Source organism: Bradyrhizobium sp. AZCC 1610 (assembly GCF_036924515.1).
Lineage (GTDB): Bacteria > Pseudomonadota > Alphaproteobacteria > Rhizobiales > Xanthobacteraceae > Bradyrhizobium.
The window spans coordinates 7667015-7690059 of sequence record NZ_JAZHRR010000001.1 but is presented as its reverse complement, the minus strand read 5'-3'; the positions used below and the strand labels follow the sequence as shown (position 1 = coordinate 7690059).

General features: G+C 58.1%; 17 protein-coding genes and 4 pseudogenes. 15 read left to right on the top strand and 6 right to left on the bottom strand.

The features are described 5' to 3' along the window. The first annotated feature begins 8 nt into the window (after window positions 1-8). From V1279_RS37480 to V1279_RS37455, 6 genes are all read left to right on the top strand, one after another. The gene (locus V1279_RS37480; protein WP_334446016.1) at window positions 9-686 is read left to right on the top strand and encodes a nitroreductase; all 678 of its coding nucleotides are present in this window, start codon (window positions 9-11) and stop codon (window positions 684-686) included. Between the two features lie 189 nt (window positions 687-875). Beyond that, a complete protein-coding gene (locus tag V1279_RS37475; RefSeq protein WP_334446014.1) occupies window positions 876-1958 on the top strand; it encodes a murein L,D-transpeptidase family protein in 1083 nt (360 codons plus the stop codon). Next, window positions 1883-2188: a ribbon-helix-helix domain-containing protein gene (locus tag V1279_RS37470; protein WP_334446012.1), complete on the top strand. Its 306-nt coding sequence runs from the start codon at window positions 1883-1885 to the stop codon at window positions 2186-2188. The genes V1279_RS37475 and V1279_RS37470 overlap by 76 nt, the downstream gene beginning before the upstream one ends. 31 nt (window positions 2189-2219) lie before the next feature. Further along, window positions 2220-2420 carry a hypothetical protein gene (locus V1279_RS37465; RefSeq protein ID WP_334446009.1) on the top strand — a complete coding sequence of 67 codons (201 nt, stop codon included), beginning with the start codon at window positions 2220-2222 and terminating at the stop codon, window positions 2418-2420. A gap of 137 nt (window positions 2421-2557) precedes the next feature. Beyond that, window positions 2558-3259: a hypothetical protein gene (locus V1279_RS37460; RefSeq protein WP_334446007.1), complete on the top strand. Its 702-nt coding sequence runs from the start codon at window positions 2558-2560 to the stop codon at window positions 3257-3259. A gap of 1536 nt (window positions 3260-4795) precedes the next feature. Beyond that, a complete protein-coding gene (locus tag V1279_RS37455; protein WP_334446006.1) occupies window positions 4796-6181 on the top strand; it encodes a hypothetical protein in 1386 nt (461 codons plus the stop codon). A gap of 411 nt (window positions 6182-6592) precedes the next feature. On the opposite strand, the gene V1279_RS37450 is transcribed toward V1279_RS37455, so the two are convergent. Both V1279_RS37450 and V1279_RS37445 read right to left on the bottom strand, forming a co-directional pair. Beyond that, the gene (locus V1279_RS37450; RefSeq protein WP_057834369.1) at window positions 6593-6799 is read right to left on the bottom strand and encodes a hypothetical protein; all 207 of its coding nucleotides are present in this window, start codon (window positions 6797-6799) and stop codon (window positions 6593-6595) included. Between the two features lie 277 nt (window positions 6800-7076). Then, window positions 7077-7559 carry a hypothetical protein gene (locus V1279_RS37445; protein ID WP_247838526.1) on the bottom strand — a complete coding sequence of 161 codons (483 nt, stop codon included), beginning with the start codon at window positions 7557-7559 and terminating at the stop codon, window positions 7077-7079. Window positions 7560-7825: 266 nt separating this feature from the next. Between V1279_RS37445 and V1279_RS37440 the strand changes: the two are divergent. From V1279_RS37440 to istB, 6 genes and pseudogenes are all read left to right on the top strand, one after another. Continuing rightward, window positions 7826-8140: pseudogene (locus tag V1279_RS37440) on the top strand (IS481 family transposase); the annotation flags it as partial. 923 nt (window positions 8141-9063) lie between these two features. Further along, complete coding sequence (locus V1279_RS37435; protein WP_334446004.1) at window positions 9064-10500, top strand: hypothetical protein; 1437 nt, start codon at window positions 9064-9066, stop codon at window positions 10498-10500. Then, a pseudogene (locus V1279_RS37430) lies at window positions 10497-11165 on the top strand (caspase family protein); the annotation flags it as partial. The gene V1279_RS37435 and the pseudogene V1279_RS37430, both read left to right, overlap by 4 nt. A 1638-nt stretch (window positions 11166-12803) precedes the next feature. Beyond that, window positions 12804-13916, top strand: a pseudogene (locus V1279_RS37425) (30S ribosomal protein S1); the annotation flags it as partial. Between the two features lie 83 nt (window positions 13917-13999). Further along, window positions 14000-15500, top strand: a pseudogene (gene istA / locus V1279_RS37420) (IS21 family transposase). Further along, window positions 15500-16363, top strand: coding sequence for an IS21-like element helper ATPase IstB (gene istB, locus V1279_RS37415; protein WP_334446002.1), 864 nt, complete (start codon window positions 15500-15502; stop codon window positions 16361-16363). The pseudogene istA and the gene istB overlap by 1 nt, the downstream one beginning before the upstream one ends. Before the next feature lie 3 nt (window positions 16364-16366). On the opposite strand, the gene V1279_RS37410 is transcribed toward istB, so the two are convergent. Together V1279_RS37410 and V1279_RS38070 are read right to left on the bottom strand one after the other, a co-directional pair. Beyond that, the gene (locus V1279_RS37410) at window positions 16367-16510 is read right to left on the bottom strand and encodes a hypothetical protein (protein WP_334446000.1); all 144 of its coding nucleotides are present in this window, start codon (window positions 16508-16510) and stop codon (window positions 16367-16369) included. 435 nt (window positions 16511-16945) lie between these two features. Further along, the gene (locus tag V1279_RS38070) at window positions 16946-17317 is read right to left on the bottom strand and encodes an HNH endonuclease (protein ID WP_442894864.1); all 372 of its coding nucleotides are present in this window, start codon (window positions 17315-17317) and stop codon (window positions 16946-16948) included. A 203-nt stretch (window positions 17318-17520) separates the two neighbouring features. On the opposite strand from V1279_RS38070, the gene V1279_RS37405 reads away from it, so the two are divergent. The 3 genes from V1279_RS37405 (at window position 17521) to V1279_RS37395 (ending at window position 19905) form a co-directional block, all read left to right on the top strand. Beyond that, window positions 17521-18726 (top strand): tyrosine-type recombinase/integrase, encoded by a 1206-nt coding sequence (locus V1279_RS37405; protein ID WP_334445998.1) that lies wholly within the window; start codon window positions 17521-17523, stop codon window positions 18724-18726. Window positions 18727-18848: 122 nt separating this feature from the next. Then, a complete protein-coding gene (locus tag V1279_RS37400; protein ID WP_334445996.1) occupies window positions 18849-19076 on the top strand; it encodes a helix-turn-helix domain-containing protein in 228 nt (75 codons plus the stop codon). A 496-nt stretch (window positions 19077-19572) separates the two neighbouring features. After that, complete coding sequence (locus V1279_RS37395) at window positions 19573-19905, top strand: hypothetical protein (RefSeq protein WP_334445994.1); 333 nt, start codon at window positions 19573-19575, stop codon at window positions 19903-19905. Window positions 19906-20295: 390 nt separating this feature from the next. Here the strand turns inward: V1279_RS37395 and V1279_RS37390 are convergent, their stop codons facing one another. Continuing rightward, on the bottom strand, window positions 20296-21597 hold the full coding sequence (locus V1279_RS37390) for a hypothetical protein (RefSeq protein WP_334445993.1): 1302 nt from the start codon (window positions 21595-21597) through the stop codon (window positions 20296-20298). Window positions 21598-21745: 148 nt separating this feature from the next. Then, a complete protein-coding gene (locus V1279_RS37385) occupies window positions 21746-22441 on the bottom strand; it encodes a hypothetical protein (protein WP_334445992.1) in 696 nt (231 codons plus the stop codon). Between the last annotated feature and the right edge of the window lie 604 nt (window positions 22442-23045).

Here is a 23045-nt window from a genome sequence, read left to right as displayed (position 1 = left end):
CCACACAGATGCAGTTTGATGACGTTATTCTCGGTCGCCGGAGTATCCGCGGTTACAAACCTGATCCAGTACCCAAGGCGCTGATTGCGGAAGTCATTGGTTTGGCGATGCGCGCTCCGTCGTCGATGAACACCCAGCCCTGGAATTTCTACGTCATATCAGGCGAACCGCTGGATCGGATCCGCGCCGGCAACACCGAGCGGATGGTGGCGGGCATCCCGCAGTCGCGCGAATTCCGCACGGGTCAGGCCTTTGCAGGCAAGCACCGCGACAGGCAGGTCGGCGTCGCCAAGCAATTATTCGCCGCGATGGGGATCGAGCGCGATAACAAGGACAAGCGCCAGGATTGGGTGCTGCGCGGCTTCCGCCAGTTCGACGCGCCGGTCTGCGTGATCATCACCTATGATCGCGCGCTTGACGGCAGCGACGATACGCCCTTCGATTGCGGCGCTGTGGCCACCGCCCTGGTCAATGCCGCCTGGTCTCGCGGGCTGGGCGCCGTGATCAACAGCCAGGGCATCATGCAATCCCCCGTGGTGCGCGAGCACGCAGGGATTGCCGACGATCAGGTCATCATGAAAAGCATCGCGCTGGGCTGGCCGGATGAAACTTTTCCGGCGAATGCGGTGGTGTCGGAGCGGAAGTCGGTCGAGGAGGCTACGGTGTTCGTCGGGTTTGAGAAGTAGCGGCGCGCGGGCGGAAGGGCTGGAGGTACAGCAGTGATACGCGCCATGGTCCGACGTGCACTAGAGCGTTTTCCAGCGAAAGCCTGCCCCGGACTTGATCCGGGGTGGGTACCGGTTCGCGTCAAGAAAACGCGTCAAAACAAGAAGCGAGAGCCCCGTTCCGATTCAATCGGAACGGCTAAGGCTCTCGTGCTGGCGGCGGCTTTTGCCGCTGCCTTGACGCCGGTCACGTGCCTTGGCGAAAGCAGCAAGCCGTTGCCGGCCAAGGCGACACAGGAATTACCGGCCGAGCTGCTCGCGCTTCTCGAACAGAAGAAGATGCCAAAATACTCACCTATCGTTGTGCGTCTGTTCAAGGAAGAGGCGGAGCTCGACGTCTGGAAGCAGGACACGGCCGGCCGTTTCCAATTCCTCAAGACCTATCCGATCTGCCGGTGGTCGGGCGACCTCGGGCCGAAGTTGTACGAGGGCGACCGACAGGCTCCGGAAGGGTTTTATACAGTTACACCCGAGTTGATGAATCCCAACTCCAACTTCTATCTTTCGATCAACCTCGGCTACCCCAACAGCTTCGACAGGGCAAACAAGCGCAACGGCAGCTTCCTCATGATCCACGGCGACTGCTGGTCGAGCGGTTGCTATGCCATGACCGACGAACAGATCAGCGAAATCTATTCGCTGGCGCGCGACTCACTCCGCGGCCGGCCGTCGTTCCAGGTCCAGGCCTATCCGTTCCGCCTGACGCCGGCGAATCTGGCGCGGCATCGAAACAGTCCCAACCTGGCCTTCTGGAAAATGCTCAAGGTCGGCAACGATCATTTCGAGACGACGGGGCTCGAACCCAAGGTGGATGTGTGCAACCGCCGCTATGTATTCGATGCGCAACCTCCGCCGAATTCGCCGCACCCGCTCGTGTTCAACGCGAACGAAAAATGTCCGCCCTTCGTCGTCAACCCCGAAATCGCGCGGCGAGCGCTGAAAAAGCAGCGCGCCGACGAGCGCGCGTACGCGCAATTGCTTGAAGACAATTTGCCGGCTGCCCCGATCTACAGCGGGCTTGACGGCGGAATGAACAAGGTTTTCCTCGCACAGTTCCCGGGCAGAGTGACGCTCGCGAAAGTGATGCCGTATGCATCCTACCTGCCGCAACTGCCGCCGATCCTCTGGATCGATGGTGATGGCTCGTTGACGAGCAAATGGTTTGGTACGTCGTTCTCCAAGCTGGCTCTGTGCGATGCGGCCCGTGCCGGCTTCCCATCGAGCCGGTGCTAAATACCTATCTGACGTCAGCGATGGGCCATCAGAGACCTCGCCTGAAGAAGTCAATTAGTGTAAACAACAAATCGCGCGGGCGTCCGGCAACCGGTCACGATCCTGTTTCGGCCGTGCGGCTGTCGGAAGAGCTTGCGGCCAAGATTGATGCCTGGTCAGCGAAAAACGACGCGCCCAATCGATCAGAAGCGATACGCCGCTTGGTCGAGCTAGCCTCAAAGGCGAAGTGACGGTGAGTGACACTCAAATTTGGAGCTAGAAATGCCTTCATCGAAATTCGCGGCGGAAGTTAAAGAGCGCCAAGCAGGCGAACCGTGCTTCGTCGTTATCAATACAGATCAGGCGATCGGCCTGGATCACAAACAGGTCTCTTTCAACTTGCCGCACGGCACCGGCCTCGCCGAAGCGGAAGCTCTTGCGCAAGCGCTTCGGGCGAGTGGTGCCACTATCTCTGTTGGGTGATCCGGGGCTTGGGCTACGAAGAATGGCGTCGCAAGCCGCTCTGAGGCGATACGCCGATTGGTCGAATTAGCTTTGAAGGTTCATCGGAAAGGATGAGCGCCGGCCCCTACACTCTCGAATGAAGGCTTGAGGCACAAATGCTCGATTTAGCAATCGGATCGCCTGGTGTGTATGACGTGGGCTTTCTGCAGCCGTTTGTCGACGCGCTACCGCCAGCAGAACACCCGGGCGCTATGGTGCTGATATTCAATCTCGTCCAGATCAGCCGGCTTGTGGACGATTTTGGAGCAGCGGTTGCGTTGCTGGATTATGTCGAAAAGTCAGCAGCCGACGTAAACGCGGTCAGCCCGGGCACAAGCAAGCCAATCGAGATCGCGCGCGTCGTGCACGTTCTGAGGCTGTGGAACGGTATGGCCGGCCGCGACGCTGCTATGACAGTCTTCCATTTTGGAAAAACGCTCGCGGCTATACGGAGCGGCCTTAACAGCCTTCCCAGCATAATAGACGACGTAGAGCACACTCGACTGCGCGCGGCGGCAAAGCGATTTCGCCAGGATTTTCCGAATTTTGAAAAGACTAGGAATGGTACAGGGCACCGCGCGGAACTGACCGCGTCGGTCAACTCACTGAGCGAGCATCTCGCAGGCGGCGAATTCATCTTTGACGGGTTGGAAGACCGAACATATACGATCACCTATGAGGGTAGCCACCGCACCCTTGTCATAGATCATCAAACGCGGGGAAATCTCGCCGAAACTGCCAATGAGGTTTTTGCGGCCTTTCCGAAAATTTCAGCGAATCTGCCGCCCTTGAACTTGTCGAAGGCTTCGCCGAATTAGTTTTCTAAAAATTTTCAGATGGCCAAACCACGTGCCGGCTGTGGGAACGGGCTCAAATCTTGAGGATTGTGGACTTAACAAACCACGCCACATTTCCGCCTCCCTGATGGTGAGGCTGGTTCCATTGTCGTCATCGGCAACCTTTCTGTGATTCGGCCTAAAGCCGAAGGCTCAACTAGCCGGGTTCCCGCGTACAGGGGACGAGCCAGCGGGCTTTGTTCGCTCGCCAAACAGAAAGGAGCCCGCCATGCCAACACATGGCAAAGGGCCAAAGGACGTGTTTGTCAGACAGTATGGGCGTTGGCGTTTTGGTCGCTACGAACGTGTGCGCGACGCGCACAGGGGTTCGCGGCACCAGATAGGCAAGGGCCATTCACCTGACCAACTCGACTTTGGCTTTTGAATGCGAGGGGGCACGGCCCCCGAGCATCCGCCGATGACGGCAAGTTCTTCCCGCGAAGGGCTTCGCCTCTTCGCCGGGTTCGTTCGGGCTTGTAACATTGAGAAGCCAAATGCCGACGCACAAGCCGCTCCATCAGTTCAAGGCGAGTTCCGCTTCCGCTTGGATTTTGGCCGAGACGCCGAAAGAGGTGCGACTGCACTTCTTGCTTCAGAGCGGCGACTTCTTGGCGGTCGAAATTCCCCGGCACGTTCTAGCGCGATTAGTTCGGAGCGCGCAGCGCGCAATTGACGCCGCTCCCGTGCCATTTCGCGGGCTGTCGAAGGCGTCCCGTCCAGCCACTTCCCGGAGCAGATGATGCAAAGACAAGGGTGAGTGCTAATACCCTAGCAAGCAAAAACCGGCCACGGGGCCGGTTGCGGGTATTACCGCTTGGATTTGCCCGTTTCGTCGGGATCGTTCTGGCCTGCTTTTCCCGCCTCACGCGGGGCCTTGGCCAAGCCTTTTACCGTTGCGTTGAAGCGTTCTTCTGAATTGTCCGTATCGGCCTCTTTGGCCGCTTCACGGAACTTCTCGATCTGGCATTACGGTGACAGTGCACTAAACCGGCGCTGCCAGCGGCCAATTAGTGCACTGTCACCGTAATAACGATTGAAGGCGCGACGATTGACGACGATATCGGGTCGTCACGCATAGTGTGGCACGAGCGGATTCAGGTGACTGCCGACGAAGCACTGACTCAGGGAGACGTGAAGAGCACTGTTAGGATACGGCGACCAAATTCCTTTCGAGCGCGCTGGCTGATGGGCCGGCCCTGGTATCTGAACTGAAGGAACGTGCGACGGATAAATTAATTTCGTGGCGCATCGTCGAACGGGCCAAGGAGTTTCTCGGTGTACAGCCGCAGAAGTTGGATTTCGGCCGAGGCTGGCAGTGGCGGACATGCGACATCGCGGAAGAATTGAATTTTGGCTAGCCGGACGTTCGGCTCACTTCTTCGGGGTTTTTAGACGTAGTGCGTACTTACTTTGCATGAAGCGAACTGTAGAATACACGCTATAATTGCTTTTAATAAGTCCTTTGGTTTTTTCCTAAGCTGTGGATTTCACGTTCATCGATTCTGCTGGAGGGCGCACATGCGCAAACCTGAAGGCAACAAAAGCGATTCAACGGAGCACGTTGTTGGCCGGACCCCTTCGGACGTCGTTTCCCAGTCATTACGTTTGCTGGGATCACTAGGTCCTTTGATTATTCTCGCCAGCTTGGGTTTCTACGCGATCTTAACATTTCAAGACAGTCTGCACCGGATGCACGTGGCCAACGAGGACCGATTCGCAAAACAATTCGAGGCGCACATCAAGTCTTATGACACAATGGGGAAAGTTAGTTCGTCCCAAGTTGATCAGCTATCTAAATTGTTTGACTTAACTGGCAAGGCCTCCGCTGAAGCTCGTGAGGCGGACAAAAAGGCGCAGGAACAGGTTGCTAAAGCTACTATCGCCGAAGCGCAGCAAAAGGTCGTCCAGAATGCGCTAGAAAAGGCGAAAGCTGAACTCGGTACAGCGGAGGCCGATTTGGTTAAAAGCCAAATACGATTGGCCGAACAGAACAAGGAGCTCGAAGGCATCAAAATTAATGTCTCAGAGATAGCAAAGCTCGTCTACGAGGAGAGCTGGGATAAGGTCATTGCAAAGCTCAATGACCTTCTAAAAAAGACGGGATCGTCAATCAACCTTCAGTTCGATTCGGAAGCTCTGTCGAGGCTGAAGGAGTTAAAGACGGAACGGGAATCGTCAGTAACTTTAGTGCCTGATGAAGAGCGGGAAACACTTACAGAGCAGATTCGCAAGTACGTCAGTGACAATTCGAAAAACCAAGCGGCAGCGAAGGCTTGGCTGACCAAGAACCGCGTTGATATGCCGATTGCAATCTTCCTGGAGTCGCCAAATGGCGCACTCAAACAAAGGATGGTTCGTGAGCTAAAAATTCCCCCTCTCCCGCGCATTACGCAAAGGGTAGACCCGCCCGAGCGTAGTTATGCCGCTCTCTTTGATCCCTATGTCCCAAGCAGGCACACCAATACGTACGTCATCCAGCTGCAGACCGCGCTCTGTGTGCCGGATAGTGAGATCAGACAGAGAGGCGCGCTCACCAACACGAAGGCTCTGATCCAGATCTACAAGAGGGCGGAGAGACAGGCTGGCGACAAACTGAGCGATGACGACGCCACGAGGATTCGCGAACAAGGGGGATGCAGGGCTGGGGGTGGCCAGAATTACTTCGAAAAAAGAACTTTTGATGATCCAAGCAATGGTGCTGCCGCGCTCAGGGAATTGATCGCGGGCCTTCGGAAGACGCAGGCCGGGGCAACTCTGTCTCCCGAGACGTCACTGGATGGCACTCGCACTACTGTTCAGGTGGTGAGAAATAGCGCGCCTCCGAGCGCCAAGTTAATGGCGTTGCCTCCCGCTCTGTCAGGTCAGGTTACGCCAGACTTCTGGTCAATGCTGCGGAGGCTGTAGCTGCGCCCCACCCCCAACCTACTCCTGTCCCGGATTTGGCATTACGGTGACAGTGCACTAAACCGGCGCTGCCAGCGGCCAATTAGTGCACTGTCACCGTAATCGCCGATGGGGGCGAGCACGGCAGCAAGAACAAGCGCTAGGACTGGGTGCTGCGCACCTATTATCGGACGCTGCATCGTGACAGCTTCAATGCATTGACACGATCATGTTCCGCTTAGGTACACCGTTGATGGCAAGCCGCCGACGTGATTCGGAAGCGATGACCAAGAAGGGAAAACTTTCGACGTGAAGCATGCTTCATCCATCCTGGCTCCGGAGGGGGAAAAATTTCGTCGATATGGTCACCCTGCGGATCAACTACAGCTTCGGGGGGGCGCGACCCGACTGAAACCAGCGCAGGGAAACTAGTCAGTCGATTGGCACGAGCCGTTCGTCCCACTGCGCCGCAAGGTTCTTGATCTGCTCGAAATTCAGGATCGCCGGTTCACCCTCGCGGACGATTGTTGTCCGCTTGCGTTCCTTGGGCAGCAACGTCATCGCGCGCAATACGGCCGCGCGCAGTTTCATCGAGCCGTGATCTGTCAGGGTGACGAACTCTTCGGGGTCAAGGGCCATGGGTCCATGCCTACACTACCGGCTGGCCCGCAAGCCAGCACACGCGCCCCGAATGCCCAACTCTCCAGATAATCCAACTTGGTTAATAGTCAGTTATCGTTCGGCTCTGTCATTTTGAATTGGCGCGCGCGGTACGCCTTGAAACCTCGACCCATGCGCCGCCCGATTTCAATGGTTGGCCTAAAGGAGCGGGCTGCCGTCAAGCTCACAGCAGGGGTGTTCGCTCGTGCCGCACCTGCCACGGTAGCACCCAGTAAGCCATGGCAGTCGCAATGGATCAGGCTACCGCCGCCAACCTGCCATCAGCATCCGGGTTTGCGCAAAGCAGACGCTTGCGAATGGCCTCTTCAACGAGCGCGAGCGCCTCCTTGGCTTGTCGTGCTTCGGCTTCAGCAACTTCGGCACGAAACTCTGCGGCCGTCAACTTATCCTTCTGAGCTTCAATACAGGACCGAGCTTGTTCCAGCGCTCGGCACGCATGTTGCAACTTACGTTCGGCGGTGACGATGAGTTCACGTTGTGCCCGTTCGGCGGCCTCCGCTCGCATTTCGGCAAGCCGCAATCCTTCTAAGGCGTTCGTGCAAAGTGACTGGGCACGGGCTTCCGTCTCGCGGGCATGCTTCTCCATACCGCGGAAAACATCGGCCGCTTGATTTACCAGATCGAGGGCTGTTGCTCCCTTGTCTGGTGCCAGCGGGGAGGGAAAGCTCAGGGCGTCCTCATCCCCTACAACTGACGCTCTGGAATTACGCTGCGCCATGTAGTTCAAGCTCGTCACGAACACACACGAGCAGCATCATGAATAGCTATGGTTAACGGATGGTTAAACAGTTGTATGCTGGAGGCGTCGCGACGGCGCCCGGCGGGGCAGTGGCACGCGAAGTCTATCAGCAACGTCGTCGAACGCACTTTGCGGACAGCCCCTCTGGAGGGGGAAAAAACTTCGACGTGAAGCATGCTTCTTGCGCTGCTCATCCGAGAAGGAATGGCGCCAACTCGCGAAGCCCAATCTGAAGGAATAGGGCCGAGGCCTTCGAGATGAAGTGCCCTGCCGAGCTCTATGCCACCTCAGCGCGTTGCTATGCCGGCCTGCCGGAGCTGACCTATCCGTTCCACGATCGGGAGGTGCTTGTTACCGCCTGCGGACGCCTCTGCCTGCATCGCAAGCGCATCAATGTCTCAACCGTGCTGGCTGGTCAGAAGCTCGGCATCAAGGAGGTCGACGACGGCATTTGGCTCACAAGCTTCATGCATTATGATCTGGGATACTTCGACCTGGAGCAGAAAACCCTGCAACCCCTCGACAACCCGTTCGGCACGAGGTTGTCACCCATGTCTTAGGTACAATCTGTTACCGATGTGTCCGGGCCGGACAAACAATGAGCTGGCGGAGAGAGTGTCAGAGTTACCGTAGATCGCCCGCCTTCGCAAACGTTCGCCGCCATTCAAGAAATGCCCGCGCCAAAGGCGCAAGGTGTGCGTCGCCCCTCACATACGTTCGCCCCCATTCGTGTGCGATTTTCGCGCAAGTATGGGCCGGAGTATGGGCGAAAACGTTCGACGGAAGATTGGGCTTGGTTGGAGATAGCTAGCGCGAACGACTAACGCAACGCGCTCTCCAACCTTGCCTTTCGATCCTCCCAGTCCGGCATCACGGTACTAAGAAGAGTGCGCCACTCCTTACTCTGATCAGGATAAAGGCGCGCGTCAGTTCATGACAGATGAGCTGCCACCCGTTCTTGGAACACCCGGCCGGCGTACCCGAAACCAAGCCTTTGCACCTTTTAGTTGTCTTCGCGTTAGGCCTCACGTTCTCGGCGCGCCCGATCGAGGCATTCCGCCCGGAACTTTCGAAGGATTTGAACGCAATCCGTCGGTTTGCCGCGCTGGTCGAGGTCGAGCGTAACGCCGCGCGTGTTTGCCCATAGGTCGCGATCGCGGGAGAGAACGCGCTTCCTGGTTGGCCCGGATCGACGCCGGAAATTCGACCTCGCCATACACTTAGCAACTCGACCTCATCTGGAGCCAAAAAGCTGTACCGCGGCACGACTGCCGGCGCTGCTTTGCCCTGTCGATCTGGTTACGACGAAGTTCACGGCCCAAACTTCGTTTGAGCAAGACGCCGCGCAGCGGCCTTCTCTCAGCCTCGCCTCCTACCGCTTGGAGACTTTGCCCCTGTATTTATCCCCGCAACTACTTGGTGTACAAACCTCCTGACGCTGTTTTGGCGCTATGACAATTCTCAGGCAGGAAACGGAGAGATCATGGCATCGCAATGTTGGATCAATCTTGGCGCCGACGGCACTTTCGCATCGAGCGGCAAGTTGTCGAGTACAGCCGCAGATGTCGACTATCTGCTAGGCGATGCCTTGAGCGGCGCATCACGACTGGTGCTCTTCTTCCACGGGGGCTTGGTTAACGAAGCGTCCGGTTTGTCCAGCGCGGAACGGATGGCTGGCAATTACGGAACGACCGCTGCCTCGATTGGCATCATCTGGGAAGCCGGGCTCCGCGAGACCTTTCGTGACAATCTTTTGGCGATCACGGACACTAAGATATTCAAGAAGGCCCTTTCGTGGGTGCTGGCGAAGGCGGGCGTGGGCGATGACAATGGTGCCAGGGGCCCGGGCGGGGGACCGCTCGATGCCGCCAAAATTGAAGCTATGCTTGAAACACCGACGGGTGCAGCAGAGCTTGATGGAGTCCTTTCGGCTCAGGCCAATGCGGCAGAATCCACCGCAAGTGCAAAAAGCAGCGGCCTGGACGATCGTGACCCTGAGGCCATCGCCCGTGATCTTGAGTATGATTTTGCGGAAGATTCCTCGCTGCCGGACCTCATTGACGCAGGGGCGCCGGGGGCCGGGCCAATCAAACGGAAGATCGACCTTGAGGAGGGAGCTAGAGGTCTGACAATTACAGGAGTCGCGCTGTTCATTGGCAAGGTCGTTTTTGCGGTGACCCGCCGCTATCGCAGCGGCACGGCGCATGACCCTCTCCCAACTGCGGTGGAGGAACTGCTGCGCGCCGCATACCTCGCCGATGTTGGTAAGTTTGCGTGGGACGCGATGAAGACCAAGGCCCAACGGATGTGGACCGATGATGGGACGGCGCCCGGCGTTACCGGCCACGGCGGAGGGTATATCCTGCGGCGGCTCGAAGCGCTGCAGGCAGCAAGGCCTGACATGATTATCGACGTCGTCGGCCACAGCGCCGGATCGATCGCGATCTGTGAAATGCTGGCTGCGATCGAAGCGGACCGGCGCAGGATCCGCCTGCGCAACGTTATCTTCCTCGCGCCCGCCGCCCGGCTCGATTTGTTCGCCCGCTGGATTCCGCGCGGCCCGCAGATATTTAAGCGATTCAGAATGTTCACGATGACCGATGCCTACGAAAAGATGGATCGCGTCGGCGGGCCGGTCTATCCCAGGTCGTTGCTCTACCTAGTATCTGGTTGCTTCGAGGATCGACCCGACGCGGCCATTGTCGGCATGGACCGATTTTTAAGACAAGCAGAGACCTCAGCCGGACGCGATTATGACGACGTGCGACGCTGGCTGCGGGAGGATACCCGTCTCGTTCATTCCCCCAGCGACGCCGGTGCGGTGCAGGGCCTTCGAACGAGCGCGCGTCACCACGGCGACTTTGACGATAACTCGGAAACCTTGGCGAGCCTTTTATACATGGCAGGAGCGATTCCATGACCCACGCTCCGGACGACTATGCCTTGGTCATTGGCGTCAACGACTATCCGAAGTGGAACAAGGGAGCCAAGTCGCTCAAGGGATCGGTCCAGGATGCGCAGGATTTTCGCAATTGGCTTGTCGACAAAAACGGTGGGGGGCTATCGCCCGAAAATGTAAAGCTCCTGGTGTCGACCGACAACCCGCCGGGTCCGCGGCAACATGTCATCGACGATGCTTTCCGCGAAATCCGCGAGCAGTCCGAGGGAAAAACACGTCGGCGCTTCTATTTCTATTTCTCGGGCCACGGCCATAGTCGTGCCGGTTCGTGGCAGCAGCAGTCGCTCTGTCTCGCCAATTGGTCACCCATCGACGCCGGCGCCGCTCTTCATCTGGAAAGCTACATTAAAGCCTCGGTCGGCTGTCTCAAATTCTCCGAAGGCGTCTTCTTCCTCGATTGTTGTCGCGTCCGCGCCGTCGTGCCGCTGGGGCAGGGAAGTGAGTTGGAATGCGGAGATCCGGACGTAAGGAACCGCCATACGGCCATTTTCTTTGGAAGCGATCAGTATGAGCCCACCTTTGAGGGGGAGGTCAACGAGGAGATTCGCGGCTATTTCACCGCCGGACTGCTAACGGTGCTCAAACAGGGGAGGATCGAACTTGGAGATCTTCTCGAGCGATTGAGGATCATCGTCCCGAACATAGCGAAACCCAAGGACCAGACGGTTCGCGCTGTGCCCGCGGACAAAAAAATCTATCTTGGCGCTCCCAATGGTAAGCCGCCGCCGGAGAATTATGCGGAAGCAGGAATAACGTCCGGCACGAGCGTTACAATCTCCCTAACAAGCAACCTGACCGGCCGCAATGCCTCTGATGACACTGCGCCCACGCCGCGGCCCGGCGACATCAGCGTCCTTCGCAACGATTTACTCGTTGCTCGCGGCATGGGTTTCGTCAGCAGGCAGCTTCCCCCCGGCCGTTATCAGATCCGTGTCGATCATGCGGAGGCATCGGCGACACACGAGATCGATGTCGGCGCCGAGCCTTTGGAGCGCGTGTTCGAACTTCCCCGACGTTCATCCGCAACATTACTTTCTAGCACGATCGGCAAACGCGAATGGCTGACCGACCCGGTGGTCGCTGCAAGTAAATACGATGCATCACGACACGGGGACCACGCTGCCTTTGTTTCGTTGCGCCCGCGGCAGCTGGACGAAGCATCCAAACCCGCGGGGCAGCTGTATTTGATCGACCGCCATGAGCAGCGCTACATCCATGAGTCGAATTCGCTGCATTTTCTGAATCCTGGAACGTGCGCATTGCGTTACTTTGATCCGGATGGAGGCACGTCAACCCTGCCTATTCCGATCGTCGAAGGTTGGGACACGCACATTTTTATCCTCACCGTCGAGGGCCGCGCGCAACTCGCTACTGCGTCAGTGTCGATGCGACCTGCCGGGGAGGGCTTCGATCCATCCGATGCGCTGATCGATGCCTACGAACGCGGTATAGCAGACCTGGTGACGGGCGGTCGTGGTCCCGACCAAACAACGCTCGATGATCTGCTCTGGGGCAAATTCCGGAACCCCTTGTTCGGTTTGCTAGGAGCGCATTTCCTGATCCGTAAGCTTCGGCGCGACTCCGAACCAGACCCCATCGAGCTCGGACGGCTGGCAATCGTGGCCAAAAATCTGGGAGCTCTGCTTGGTGTGAACGCCCCGGACGTCGTTGCCTTGCGGCTATGGAGACAGCTGATTTCTAGGGAGGAGCCGACGGAGCGCTTTGCTGGCGACCTGCCGCTCTTCAACGTGGGCTTCCAGGCATTTGTCGAGGCGACCGCCTTGTCCGGCGCCGCGAGGACCAACCTGCTGGACGAGATCGCGCTCGGCCTTCATGCCAATTCCCCATGGACGCTATGGAGGTCCGACCGGACGAAAAGCATTTCTTCAGGTTGGAGCCTCTATCCAACGCCGCATTCAACGTTCGAAGTGGAAAGCGAATCGATCGCTAGGCTAACGATAATAGAGAACGCCTGGCGTGAGGAAGGCTTTGCTGTCGAGTCGATGCAGGCTGGCAAACTTCGCAAGCTACGCGCGACGCGCAACGTTGATCACGGGCCCGGTATTTACGATGCCGCCGATCGGGCTGAAACGATTCTCCGCGTTCCCGATTGGTTGGTAAGTTACCTGCGTGATGCAATCGGCCAGAGCGAACGAAGGGACGAGCCTCTGGACCTCGTGCGGCTAGTTCGGCGCACCATGTTGCCGATGAACGTCCTTCGCGCGGCGATGGTCCTGGCGGGGCACGTTAGTAATGGGGCAAGTGAGGTGCTGGAAGACACCCGCGCCGAGCAGCGCCAGGAGCTGGTGCAGAACCTTGATGAGGGTCAGGTGATCGACGGCGTGGTCAAGATCATCACCGATTACGGTGCGTTCGTTGATCTCGGCGGCATCGACGGCCTGCTTCACGTCACCGATATCGCCTGGCGCCGGGTCAATCACCCGACCGAGGTGCTCACCATCGGCCAGACCGTGAAGGTCAAGATCATCAAGATCAACCACGAGACCCACCGCATTTCGCTCGGCATGAAGCAGCTGCTGGACGATCCGTGGCAGGGCATCGAGGCCAAGTATCCGCTGAACGCGCGCTTCACCGGCCGCGTCACCAACATCACCGACTACGGCGCGTTCGTCGAACTGGAGCCGGGCATCGAAGGCCTGATCCACGTCTCGGAAATGTCGTGGACCAAGAAGAACATGCACCCCGGCAAGATCGTTTCGACCTCGCAGGAAGTCGAAGTGCAGGTCCTGGAAGTCGATTCGGTCAAGCGCCGCATCTCGCTCGGTCTCAAGCAGACCATGCGCAATCCCTGGGAAGTCTTCGTCGAGAAGTTCCCGGTCGGCTCGACCGTCGAAGGCGAAGTCAAGAACAAGACCGAGTTCGGTCTGTTCCTCGGCCTCGACGGCGACGTCGACGGCATGGTGCATCTGTCCGACCTCGACTGGAAGCTTCCGGGCGAGCAGGTCATCGACAACTTCAAGAAGGGCGACATGGTCAAGGCCGTGGTGCTCGACGTCGATGTCGAAAAGGAGCGCATCTCGCTCGGCGTCAAGCAGCTCGAAGGCGATCCCTTCGCCGAGCCTGGCGACGTCAAGAAGGGCGCGGTCGTGACCTGCGAAGTGCTCGAGGTGAAGGAAGCCGGCATCGAGGTGAAGATCTCGGGCACCGACTTCACCACCTTCATCAAGCGCTCCGCACTCGCCCGTGACCGCAACGATCAGCGCGCCGAGCGGTTCGCCGTCGGCGAGAAGGTCGATGCGCGCGTGATCCAGTTCGACAAGAAGACCCGCAAGGTGCAGGTCTCGATCAAGGCGCTGGAAGTCGCCGAAGAGAAGGAGGCCATCGTGTCATTCGGCATGCAAAAATTGAGCCCCTAAGCCGGGGGATCGGCGTCCAAAATTGACCCCCCATAGGTTGGGCTGTTGCGCTGCCTGCTTTGGAACGAAGCAGGTGGTGGGGGATGCTGGTCGTGGAGACGATTGCGCGGATACGGCGCGAACACTTCATCAAGGGCAAGACGATCAAGGAGATTGCCCGTGACCTGAAGGTGTCGCGGAACACGGTTCGGAAGGTGCTGAGGTCGGGAGAGACCTCCTTTGAGTACGAGCGGTTGGTGCAGCCGCGGCCAAAGCTGGGGCGATGGGCATCGGAGCTCGACGGGTTGCTGGCGGCGAATGCGGGTAAATCGGCTCGTGAACAGCTGACGTTGATCCGGATCTTCGAAGAACTGCGCGGCCGCGGCTATGACGGCGGTTACGATGCCGTGCGTCGTTACGCCAGGCGGTGGAGCAAGGAGCGCGGGCAACTTGCGGCCGCAGCCTACGTCCCGCTGAGCTTTGCGCCGGGAGAAGCCTACCAGTTCGACTGGAGCCACGAGGTGGTCCTGTTGAGCGGGACCACGGTGATCGTGAAGGTCGCCCACGTCCGGCTCTGCCACAGCCGCATGCTGTTCGTGCGGGCCTATCCGCGCGAGACGCAGGAGATGGTGTTCGATGCCCACGACCGGGCGTTCGCCCTGTTCAAGGGCACCTGCAGCCGCGGCATCTACGACAACATGAAGACGGCGGTGGAGACGATCTTTGTCGGCAAGGATCGCCGCTACAATCGCCGCTTCATGCAGATGTGCAGCCACTACCTGGTCGACCCGGTTTGCCTGTACGCCGGCCTCGGGCTGGGAGAAGGGCCAGGTCGAGAACTAGGTTGGGCTGGTCCGAGAACGCTTCTTCACGCCACGGCTGCGCTTCAAAAACCTGGACGAGTTAAACGCCTGGCTGCTGGATAAGTGCATTGCCTACGCCAAGGCGCATCGCCATCCGGAGCTGTCCGAGCAGACGGTCTGGGAGGTGTTCGAAGCCGAACGCCCCAAGCTCGTCCCCTATGCCGGCCGCTTTGACGGCTTCCATGCGGTGCCGGCGTCGGTCTCGAAGACCTGTCTGGTGCGCTTCGACAACAACAAGTACTCCGTCGCAGCCAGCGCGGTCGGGCGCCCCGTCGAGGTCCAGGCCTATGCCGATCGCATCGTGATCCGTCAGGATGGCAGGATCGTTGCCGAGCATCCACGATCCTTCGGACGCGGCGAGACGACCTACGATCCCTGGCACTATGTGCCGGTGCTGGCTCGCAAACCCGGCGCCTTGCGCAATGGCGCTCCCTTCAAGGACTGGGTGCTGCCGGCCGCGATCGAGCGGATCCGGCGCAAGCTCGCCAGCACCGACGATGGCAACCGGCAGATGGTCGACATCCTCAACGCGGTGTTGACCGACGGTCTGCCGGCCGTCGAGGCGGCCTGCGCCGAAGCGGTCGGTCACGGTGTCCATTCTGCCGATGTCGTTCTCAACATCCTGGCCCGCCAGCGTGACCCGACGCCACCAGCCAACATCCTCACCCCGGCTGCGCTGATCTTACGTCATGCGCCGATCGCCGACTGTGCCCGTTACGACAACCTCAGGAGAACCAACTAATGGAGCGCACCCAACTGTTCGATCTCATGGGCGAACTCAAGCTCTACGGCATGAAGGCTGCCTTCGACGAGATCATGGCGACTGCCGTCAAGCGTCAGCACGAGCCCCAGCGCATTGTCGGCGACCTGCTCAACGCCGAGATCAACGAGAAGCAGGCCCGTTCGATCAAGTACCAGCTCACCATCGCCAAGCTGCCGTTGGCTAAGGACCTTGAGGACTTCCAGTTCGAAGGTACGCCCATCAACCGGACGCTGGTCAATGACCTTGCCGGCGGCGGCTTCATCGCCCAGCAACGCAACGTCGTGCTGGTCGGCGGCACCGGCACCGGCAAGACCCATCTGGCCATCGCAATCGCCAGGAGCTGCATCCGATCCGGTGCTCGTGGGCGCTTCTACAACGTGGTCGACCTCGTCAACCGGCTCGAGATCGAGACCCGCAACGGACGGCAGGGGCGGCTCGCCGAGCATTTGACCCGGATGGACTTCATCGTTCTGGACGAACTCGGATATCTGCCCTTTGCTCAGTCCGGCGGCCAGCTTCTGTTCCATCTCGTCAGCCGTCTCTACGAGCGCGCCTCCGTTATCGTCACCACCAACCTCGCCTTCGGAGAATGGCCCAGCGTGTTCGGCGACGCCAAGATGACCACCGCATTGCTCGACCGGTTGACCCATCACTGCGACATCGTCGAGACCGGCAATGACAGCTGGCGATTCAAAAGCCGCGACGACGATCACGCAACCCGCGCTCGTCTCGTCTCCGCAATCCCGGCCAGCTCCGACGAGACGAGCGCTACCGCCAAACCCCGCCGCTCAAAGGGGTCAAAATTGGAAGCCGATGAGGGGTCAAATTTGAACGCCGATTGACATTCAGCGTCGTAGCCCGAGGGTTTCGAGGGCGCGGCGCTCGAGATTCACAAGTTTCTCCTGCCGGTCCAAACCCTGCGTTACGAGGCGCATCAGCTTGTTGTTAGCCAGCGCCTGCGGAATGCGGATAACGGTCAATAGCCGCAAGCGAGCGCGCTCCTAAATTGGCGCCGCAGCGAGCGGCTTGCGGTCGGCAAAACCCAGACAGTCGCTGTCTGTCATGCCGCTGCCCTCGTGATCGTACGCGCCCGAGAGGTCTCGCCGCGGACAGGATCGCCCAGACAATCCGCGCCTCCTAGTTTGCGAGCGCCACCGAGACCAGGCGTCGCCGGTCGAAGCTTGAAAACGGACTTGCCTCGGTGGGCCAGGCTGGACAACCTGCCCGAAGTTGACCGTCAGCTTCCGAAGATTTCACCGCGCCAGTTGCCCGGCTTTACAACAGGCAGTTTCAACGATGGTTTCTTCTTCGGGTAAGACGGCATCGCCATTTTCCTCTAGTCAGCAAGGAGACAACGCTACGGCGAGATAGAGCGTATTGACCGACCTCCCCCGAAGCTGGAGGGGACAGCTTCGGTTGGCGTCTCAGCGTATGAGACCATATTTGCGACCTAGGTTCTCTGTGTCGAGCCCGACCCTTACCCTCCACTCCCAATGTTCGGGAAGCGTTTTGTTGTGTTTTTCCTTGTTGCACTGGGCATGTGCAATAAGGAGATTTGCTCTTTCGTCACGACCGCCCCTCTCGAGTGGGACGACATGATCTACCTCACCACTTTCAGGACTGTCGATCGGCTTGAAGCAGCACGCACAATGCCCATTCTGTTCACGGAACAAATCCTGCTTGGTCTTCGCGTCAAAGCCACGGCGAATTCCGCCAGCCGCTCTTGCCCGCTTTGCGTCGCGCTCGCGTCGAGCGTCCTTGTTGGTGGCTTCGTATACGGCAGAAGCCTTGTTCATACAGCTACGACAGTAACCACGCAGGCCGCCCGATGGCGTTGATCCGAAGAATTCTCGCGTCGCGGGCTTCTCCTCACCACAGCGGGTGCACTTTCTTCCGGACATCCAATCGCTTTCCTGAGGCCGCTCGGATGTGAAATATCTGCGCCTGCCAACTGAATCCAGCTTCTATATGGACTCGGACACGACGCGGAAGTTCTGGAATGGCTCGCATACGAGTGCTTACCGCACTTAAGGTCAAGCAAAATCTAAAATCGGGAATGTATGCTGATGGGCTTGGGCTTTACCTGAAAGTCCGCGACGGCAACTCCAAGAGTTGGATTTTCCGGTATCGCATCGGCGGCAAGTTGCGGGATATGGGCCTTGGCCCATTTCATACCGTGTCGCTCGCCGAGGCCCGTGAGAAGGCAGAGGTCTGCCGAGTCATGCGCCTCAAAGGCCTCGACCCGTTGGAGGAGCGCCTTAAGGAGCAGCAAACCAAGAAGGTCGAAGCGGCGGAGGCCATCACCTTCGAAAAGTGTGCTGAGACTTATATCGCCACCCACAAGGACGGCTGGAAGAACAGCAAGCATGCCGACCAGTGGACGACGACCCTCCAGACGTACGTCTATCCCATCTTCAAGGACCGGCCAGTCACCGCTGTCGATCACGACCTGGTTCTGAAGGTTTTGCAGCCGATCTGGAAGGAAAAGACCGAGACGGCTTCCCGCATCCGAGGCCGGATCGAACGCATTCTCGATTGGGCGCGCGTCATGAAGTACCGCACAGGTGACAACCCCGCGCGGTGGAAGGGTCATCTCGATCATCTTCTGGCGAAGCGCTCACGAGTGGCAACCGTTGTACATCACGCCGCCCTGCCGATCGACGAAACCCCTGGCTTCATCCAGGTTCTGCAGCGGGAAAAAGCCGTCGTCGCGCGTGCCTTCGAATTCTGCATCCTGAACGCTACGCGCACCAGCGAAACGCTCCGCATGCGCTGGGACGAGTATGACGAGAAGGCTCAGCACTGGACCGTGCCCGGCGCCCGCATGAAGGCGGGCCGCGATCACCGCATCCCGCTAGCTAAACGTTCGCAGCTAATTCTTGCCGAAATGCAGGAAATCCGCACCAACGACTTCGTCTTTCCCGGTGGCGTAAAAGAACGCCCCCTCAGTTCGATGGCCTTCCTGATGTTGTTGCGGCGCCTCGAACGCCGCGACATCACGGCCCATGGTTTCCGGTCTACCTTCCGCGACTGGGCGGCGGAACGAACTGACTTCCCGAACGAAGTCGTTGAAATGGCGCTGGCTCACAGCATCAGCAACAAGGTGGAAGCCGCCTACCGTCGCGGCGATCTGTTCGACAAACGCCGGCAACTTGCCGAGGCATGGGCCGCTTTTTGCGCGGGCCCGGCGACCTGCGAGTCCTGACCGTCAATCGCACCTAACGCTCTGACTTCCATGCACCAAAGTAGTGCGCAGGCGTCCGCTCCCGTCCGCCTCAAATCTATATCCGCTTGGAAGTTGAGACGCTTCCCAGACAGGAGAAACACATGTTGATACAACTTGAGAAACCCAAGGGCGCGATGTCGGTGAACGACTTCGCAAACTGGGCAGGCATTGGACGCACCACCGCTTGGAAGGAAATCCGAGAGGGCCATCTTCGCGCGGTCAAGGTCAGCGCCAGAACGATCATTCGCTTCGCAGACGCCGAGAAATGGCTCGCCACCCGACCGCAACTTGAAGTTCGCGGCCACGCCGAGCGATCGAACGTTCTATAGCGCGAATGCCGCTGACTGGCGCTTGGAGTGTCCGTGGCTAACAAGAGCATGCTCAACGCTCATTGAGCCAAAAAGCTATCGTTGGTAGATAGTCAATCCCTCTCATCACATAGCCAGCCCCCCATGGGCTCCGGCCTCACAGCTATCCAAGCGGGTGGGGAAAACCGGACTACGTCGAAGGGCATCGATAAAAGCTGACAGTCTGATGACTGACAGCAGGAGTGGGCTCCGGTGACTCCCGACCCACAGCAGCCGCGCGGTCGACGGATATGCCGCATGGTAGCCCCGCCAGTGAAGCGGCGCGTAAAGGCCGACCGGCTGACCCCGGCCTACCCGTTATAGGGTGCGCTTATCCGAAAGACTGACCGACGGCGTGGCTCCGTTTTCGAGCACTGCCTCACTCAGCAGCTTCGCTCTTGCAGGCGAAGCTGTGCCCTTACGGTCCCAGAAACATCCCTCCGACGTTCACCTATTTTCGAGACGACACGGATAAAGAATGAAATCGAAGAATTCTTCGCCTACAGATCTATCGTCCCGGTCCAAGGTGAGCAGTTATCAATATCAGCCTCTGGCCGGGCATGAAAAATCTGCAAGACGATCAATTCTCGTTGGCCAAGACTTTGACCAAGTGGAACAGCGCATTACCGACGCCCTTTGCAGTGGAAGCCTTCGTTTGAGGGAAGCGGAATTCCTACAACAAATCTCCCGCAAGATCGGGATTTACCGGGAGCGCACCCTGCTGAGCCATAGGCAAGCCGGCTGGTTATTCACCATCCTTACGAGCTTCGAGGATGGGTCGAGAAATCGTCGAACTGTTGAAGAAGCTTAAACATAATTGGCAACCAACTGCCCATCGCATGCGGCCCCCCCGAAGACTTTGGCCGCTTACCTGGTCCCGCTCAGGGGTAAATTCGTCAGAACAAAAGCCGTCGCCACTACACCAAATTTATCAATCATATCAGTCAGATATTCATTCCGCGAGATGCGCCATTTCGATTTTGGACCTTCTCGTATTTCGATTTAGGTGCTCTCTAGCCGTGCCCGAGCTTACGTGATCACCAGAGCGACCTCCAAGCCTGCCCCTGACTACGAGCGATATGATCGTTATGTCGGGCCTCAGCGTCGTAGCTCCACCCCCGCCCCGCTAATTAGTACGGAGGTGGGGTGCGGGTCGTGCCGATCGGCGGTCACATTCTTAGAAGTGCGATTTACTTCGCAGTCAGATCTGCAGGGTTTTCTGTAACTCTTCCCACGATGACGCTTGAGGATTGGCAGCCTGGCGCAAGTAGCGTTCGTAGTCCCACCAGGTGATCCAATCTCGACGCCATTGGCGCACGTCCTCGGCAAACCAGGCTTTTGCTTTCTTCTCTCGTAACTGGCTGAGAAGTTGCTTTTCAACTCCGATATGGTCCTGGGCTGACACCGAACCTTCGCCGCGATGCTGATCGATCCATTGAGCTGCTTCATCAGGGTCGAGCGGCCCTTGTATCTTCTGATATTCCGCCCGCCGACGAGTCCGCGCGTCGTACTCTTTGGCCTCCCAACCGAGCCAGTTCGAATCCAGCTTGAGATGAGACCAGGCCTTGTCCCCAAATGCCGACAGCTTGGGCATGCCTTCTTCTGCGGCCTTAGCTTGGGCCGTATGCCGAATCAGCTTTGACGCGTTAACACGGAGCTTGAAGGGAATAACGCCGCCCGCGCGACGGTAGTTAGGCCGCTGGCCAATAAGATCGAAGACAGACTTCATCTGACCCGACACTGGATCGCGCTCGATCAAGTTAGGATCTAGTCCCTTCGTCACGTACTGAATTCGATCCCATTGCCAACCCGCAGCTGACTCCGGCGTTCGGGGACGTTTGATCTGAATGTCAATCGCCTCCTTCGAGGCCACGCGACAGTGACGCCAGAAGAACGACCGATGAGAATCGCGGCACCAATCTACAAATGGCTTTTTGAGCTGTGGGGGAATGTAAGCCAAAATGTGAGTGTGCAGGCCTCGCTCCTCACTATTCTCATGCACATAAACGTAGTGCCACTCCTCGAAGCCCCATCGCTTCATTTGCTCGCCCGCCTCGTCTAAAAACGACGTCAATCGGCTCGTCATCAACCGTTCTTCATCGATGAGCAATGCCTTGTAAGCGATGGTAATAAAGGCGTTGAAGAAAAGGTTATATTCCTGCGTCAGAAACGACGCCGCGTCGTAAACCTCTCGCGCCTGATCCCGGCTCATAAGATGACGAGTTTCCGCCGCCCGCTTTTTCTCGACCTCCTTACGTCGAATGATTTCGATAGCATCATCTTTGACCAGCGCGTGCATGATTTGCTGTTCTTCCGTATGGCCCATGATCGCCTTGTTCAACTGGCTATGATAGCCGTTGCCAGCAATGTCTCGCGGGCACCGATGTCCAGAGTCGCCATACTCCAGCAGGCAGAACTCACGGCGAAACCGTTCTCGCTCATCCGGATCATCAATTTCTTTCAGGAAATCGAACACGTTCATTTCTTCTTTCGACTTACGCATTGATCTTTCCTCCGCTATTAGGTCTTCACGCCCACACGAATGGCAATCGGCCAATTGAGTTCTCGCCGCGTGCGCGGTGAGCCCCATGTGTTCTTGAGGGTATTGATGAAATTCCAAACGTCGATTTGAAAAATGGAGCCGCTGACTGTCAGTTGCCGCACCACGGGCCAGGTTTCAATAAACCGAACCAAGGTGAATAGATCCCATGAGCTTGCATAAACATCCGCGAGCGATAATCCTCGTTGGGATTTCCCATGGCGATTTCATCGAATGGAAAGTCGAGGCACCGATAAGCGTTCAACAGGTGGCGCTCGTCAGACGTAACAAGCGGGCACAGCGAGTGTTCGAATCCGTGCTCTAGCGCTCCGTTTACAATATTCGAAGTCGCTTTTTCGTTGACCGAATTTTTGCGTGAGACCACTTTCAGCGGAAGGTAACCCAACAGAACGATCAATCCACGCTTGCGCAGAACTCGTTTTGCTTCAGCTATAGCGGAGACCATTCCAAATTCGTGCCCTTGCTCGATGATCACCTTATCAAACGTTTCGGCCATAAACGATGTTTGCGGCAGTTCGGCCCATCGATAGTCGATGCCAGGGCGAATAACATTCTCCCGGAGAATTCGAGGATCTCGGTCCGAATTGGCGATATGGTTTGCGATCGATGCCTTGCTGCCCAGTACTCGCGCCTTCATCGCTTCAACCGCAATGGGTTCGTGATGGATCACCACTACATCGCGAAGATATTCAGCGAGCTGAACGGTGAACGCGCCGCCTCCGCCGGAAAGAAGCAAGGTCGTACCACCACCGCTCGCGGTCTTGAGGGAGCGAATGTGATCGAGCAACTCATCTGTGGCAGCAGGACCTGTGAGCCGGCTACTAAGCTCGCGCTCCCGGAGTTCCTCAGGGGAGAGGGCACCGCCGTCGGCCTGCCTTCGCTTGGGCGGGCGGGGCTACTGGCCGTATGCGGGACAACAAATCAGACCAGGCAGTTTGCGGATTGAACAGAGCTGACATCGGCGTTCTCCTCTAAAGTGAATGCAGAGGACGCCACCGCGATCGCAGCGCTTCTTGAGACGGACGGTACCGATCTCTGCGCCTATATATTCAGGTTAGTAGGCATGGAACTTGCGGGCAAAATGCACATGCGACAACTCGCCGCATTAGGTCCGGAATTAATACAATTAATTCAATTACTTAGCTCCAGCTGTTCCTGACAGACCGCGCTTCTAGTTTCGACAAAGCCGCCGTCGCCGACCAGCGCACCTACTACTAATAGAGGTCATTTTCGCCTACGACCATTCTGGCGTTCCCTGTTACGCAAGGGCCTTGAGGCGAACGGCGGACCTCTGCCGCCCTGCGACAGGAGCCTCCGGATGCCAGATCGCGTTCAACCGCTCGCGAATAACCGCGCGACTGCACGTTGGGTCGGCGGTCATCGAACTTGAG

Excerpts from the sequence above, each read along its gene's own strand:
- V1279_RS37480 (WP_334446016.1), top strand. The coding sequence starts at position 9 with ATGCAGTTTGATGACGTTATTCTCGGTCGCCGGAGTATCCGCGGTTAC.
- V1279_RS37470 (WP_334446012.1), top strand. The coding sequence starts at position 1,883 with ATGGTTTGGTACGTCGTTCTCCAAGCTGGCTCTGTGCGATGCGGCCCG.
- V1279_RS37465 (WP_334446009.1), top strand. The coding sequence starts at position 2,220 with ATGCCTTCATCGAAATTCGCGGCGGAAGTTAAAGAGCGCCAAGCAGGC.
- V1279_RS37460 (WP_334446007.1), top strand. The coding sequence starts at position 2,558 with ATGCTCGATTTAGCAATCGGATCGCCTGGTGTGTATGACGTGGGCTTT.
- V1279_RS37455 (WP_334446006.1), top strand. The coding sequence starts at position 4,796 with ATGCGCAAACCTGAAGGCAACAAAAGCGATTCAACGGAGCACGTTGTT.
- V1279_RS37450 (WP_057834369.1), bottom strand. The coding sequence starts at position 6,799 with ATGGCCCTTGACCCCGAAGAGTTCGTCACCCTGACAGATCACGGCTCG.
- V1279_RS37445 (WP_247838526.1), bottom strand. The coding sequence starts at position 7,559 with ATGGCGCAGCGTAATTCCAGAGCGTCAGTTGTAGGGGATGAGGACGCC.
- V1279_RS37435 (WP_334446004.1), top strand. The coding sequence starts at position 9,064 with ATGGCATCGCAATGTTGGATCAATCTTGGCGCCGACGGCACTTTCGCA.
- istB (WP_334446002.1), top strand. The coding sequence starts at position 15,500 with ATGGAGCGCACCCAACTGTTCGATCTCATGGGCGAACTCAAGCTCTAC.
- V1279_RS38070 (WP_442894864.1), bottom strand. The coding sequence starts at position 17,317 with ATGAACAAGGCTTCTGCCGTATACGAAGCCACCAACAAGGACGCTCGA.
- V1279_RS37405 (WP_334445998.1), top strand. The coding sequence starts at position 17,521 with ATGGCTCGCATACGAGTGCTTACCGCACTTAAGGTCAAGCAAAATCTA.
- V1279_RS37400 (WP_334445996.1), top strand. The coding sequence starts at position 18,849 with ATGTTGATACAACTTGAGAAACCCAAGGGCGCGATGTCGGTGAACGAC.
- V1279_RS37395 (WP_334445994.1), top strand. The coding sequence starts at position 19,573 with ATGAAATCGAAGAATTCTTCGCCTACAGATCTATCGTCCCGGTCCAAG.
- V1279_RS37390 (WP_334445993.1), bottom strand. The coding sequence starts at position 21,597 with ATGCGTAAGTCGAAAGAAGAAATGAACGTGTTCGATTTCCTGAAAGAA.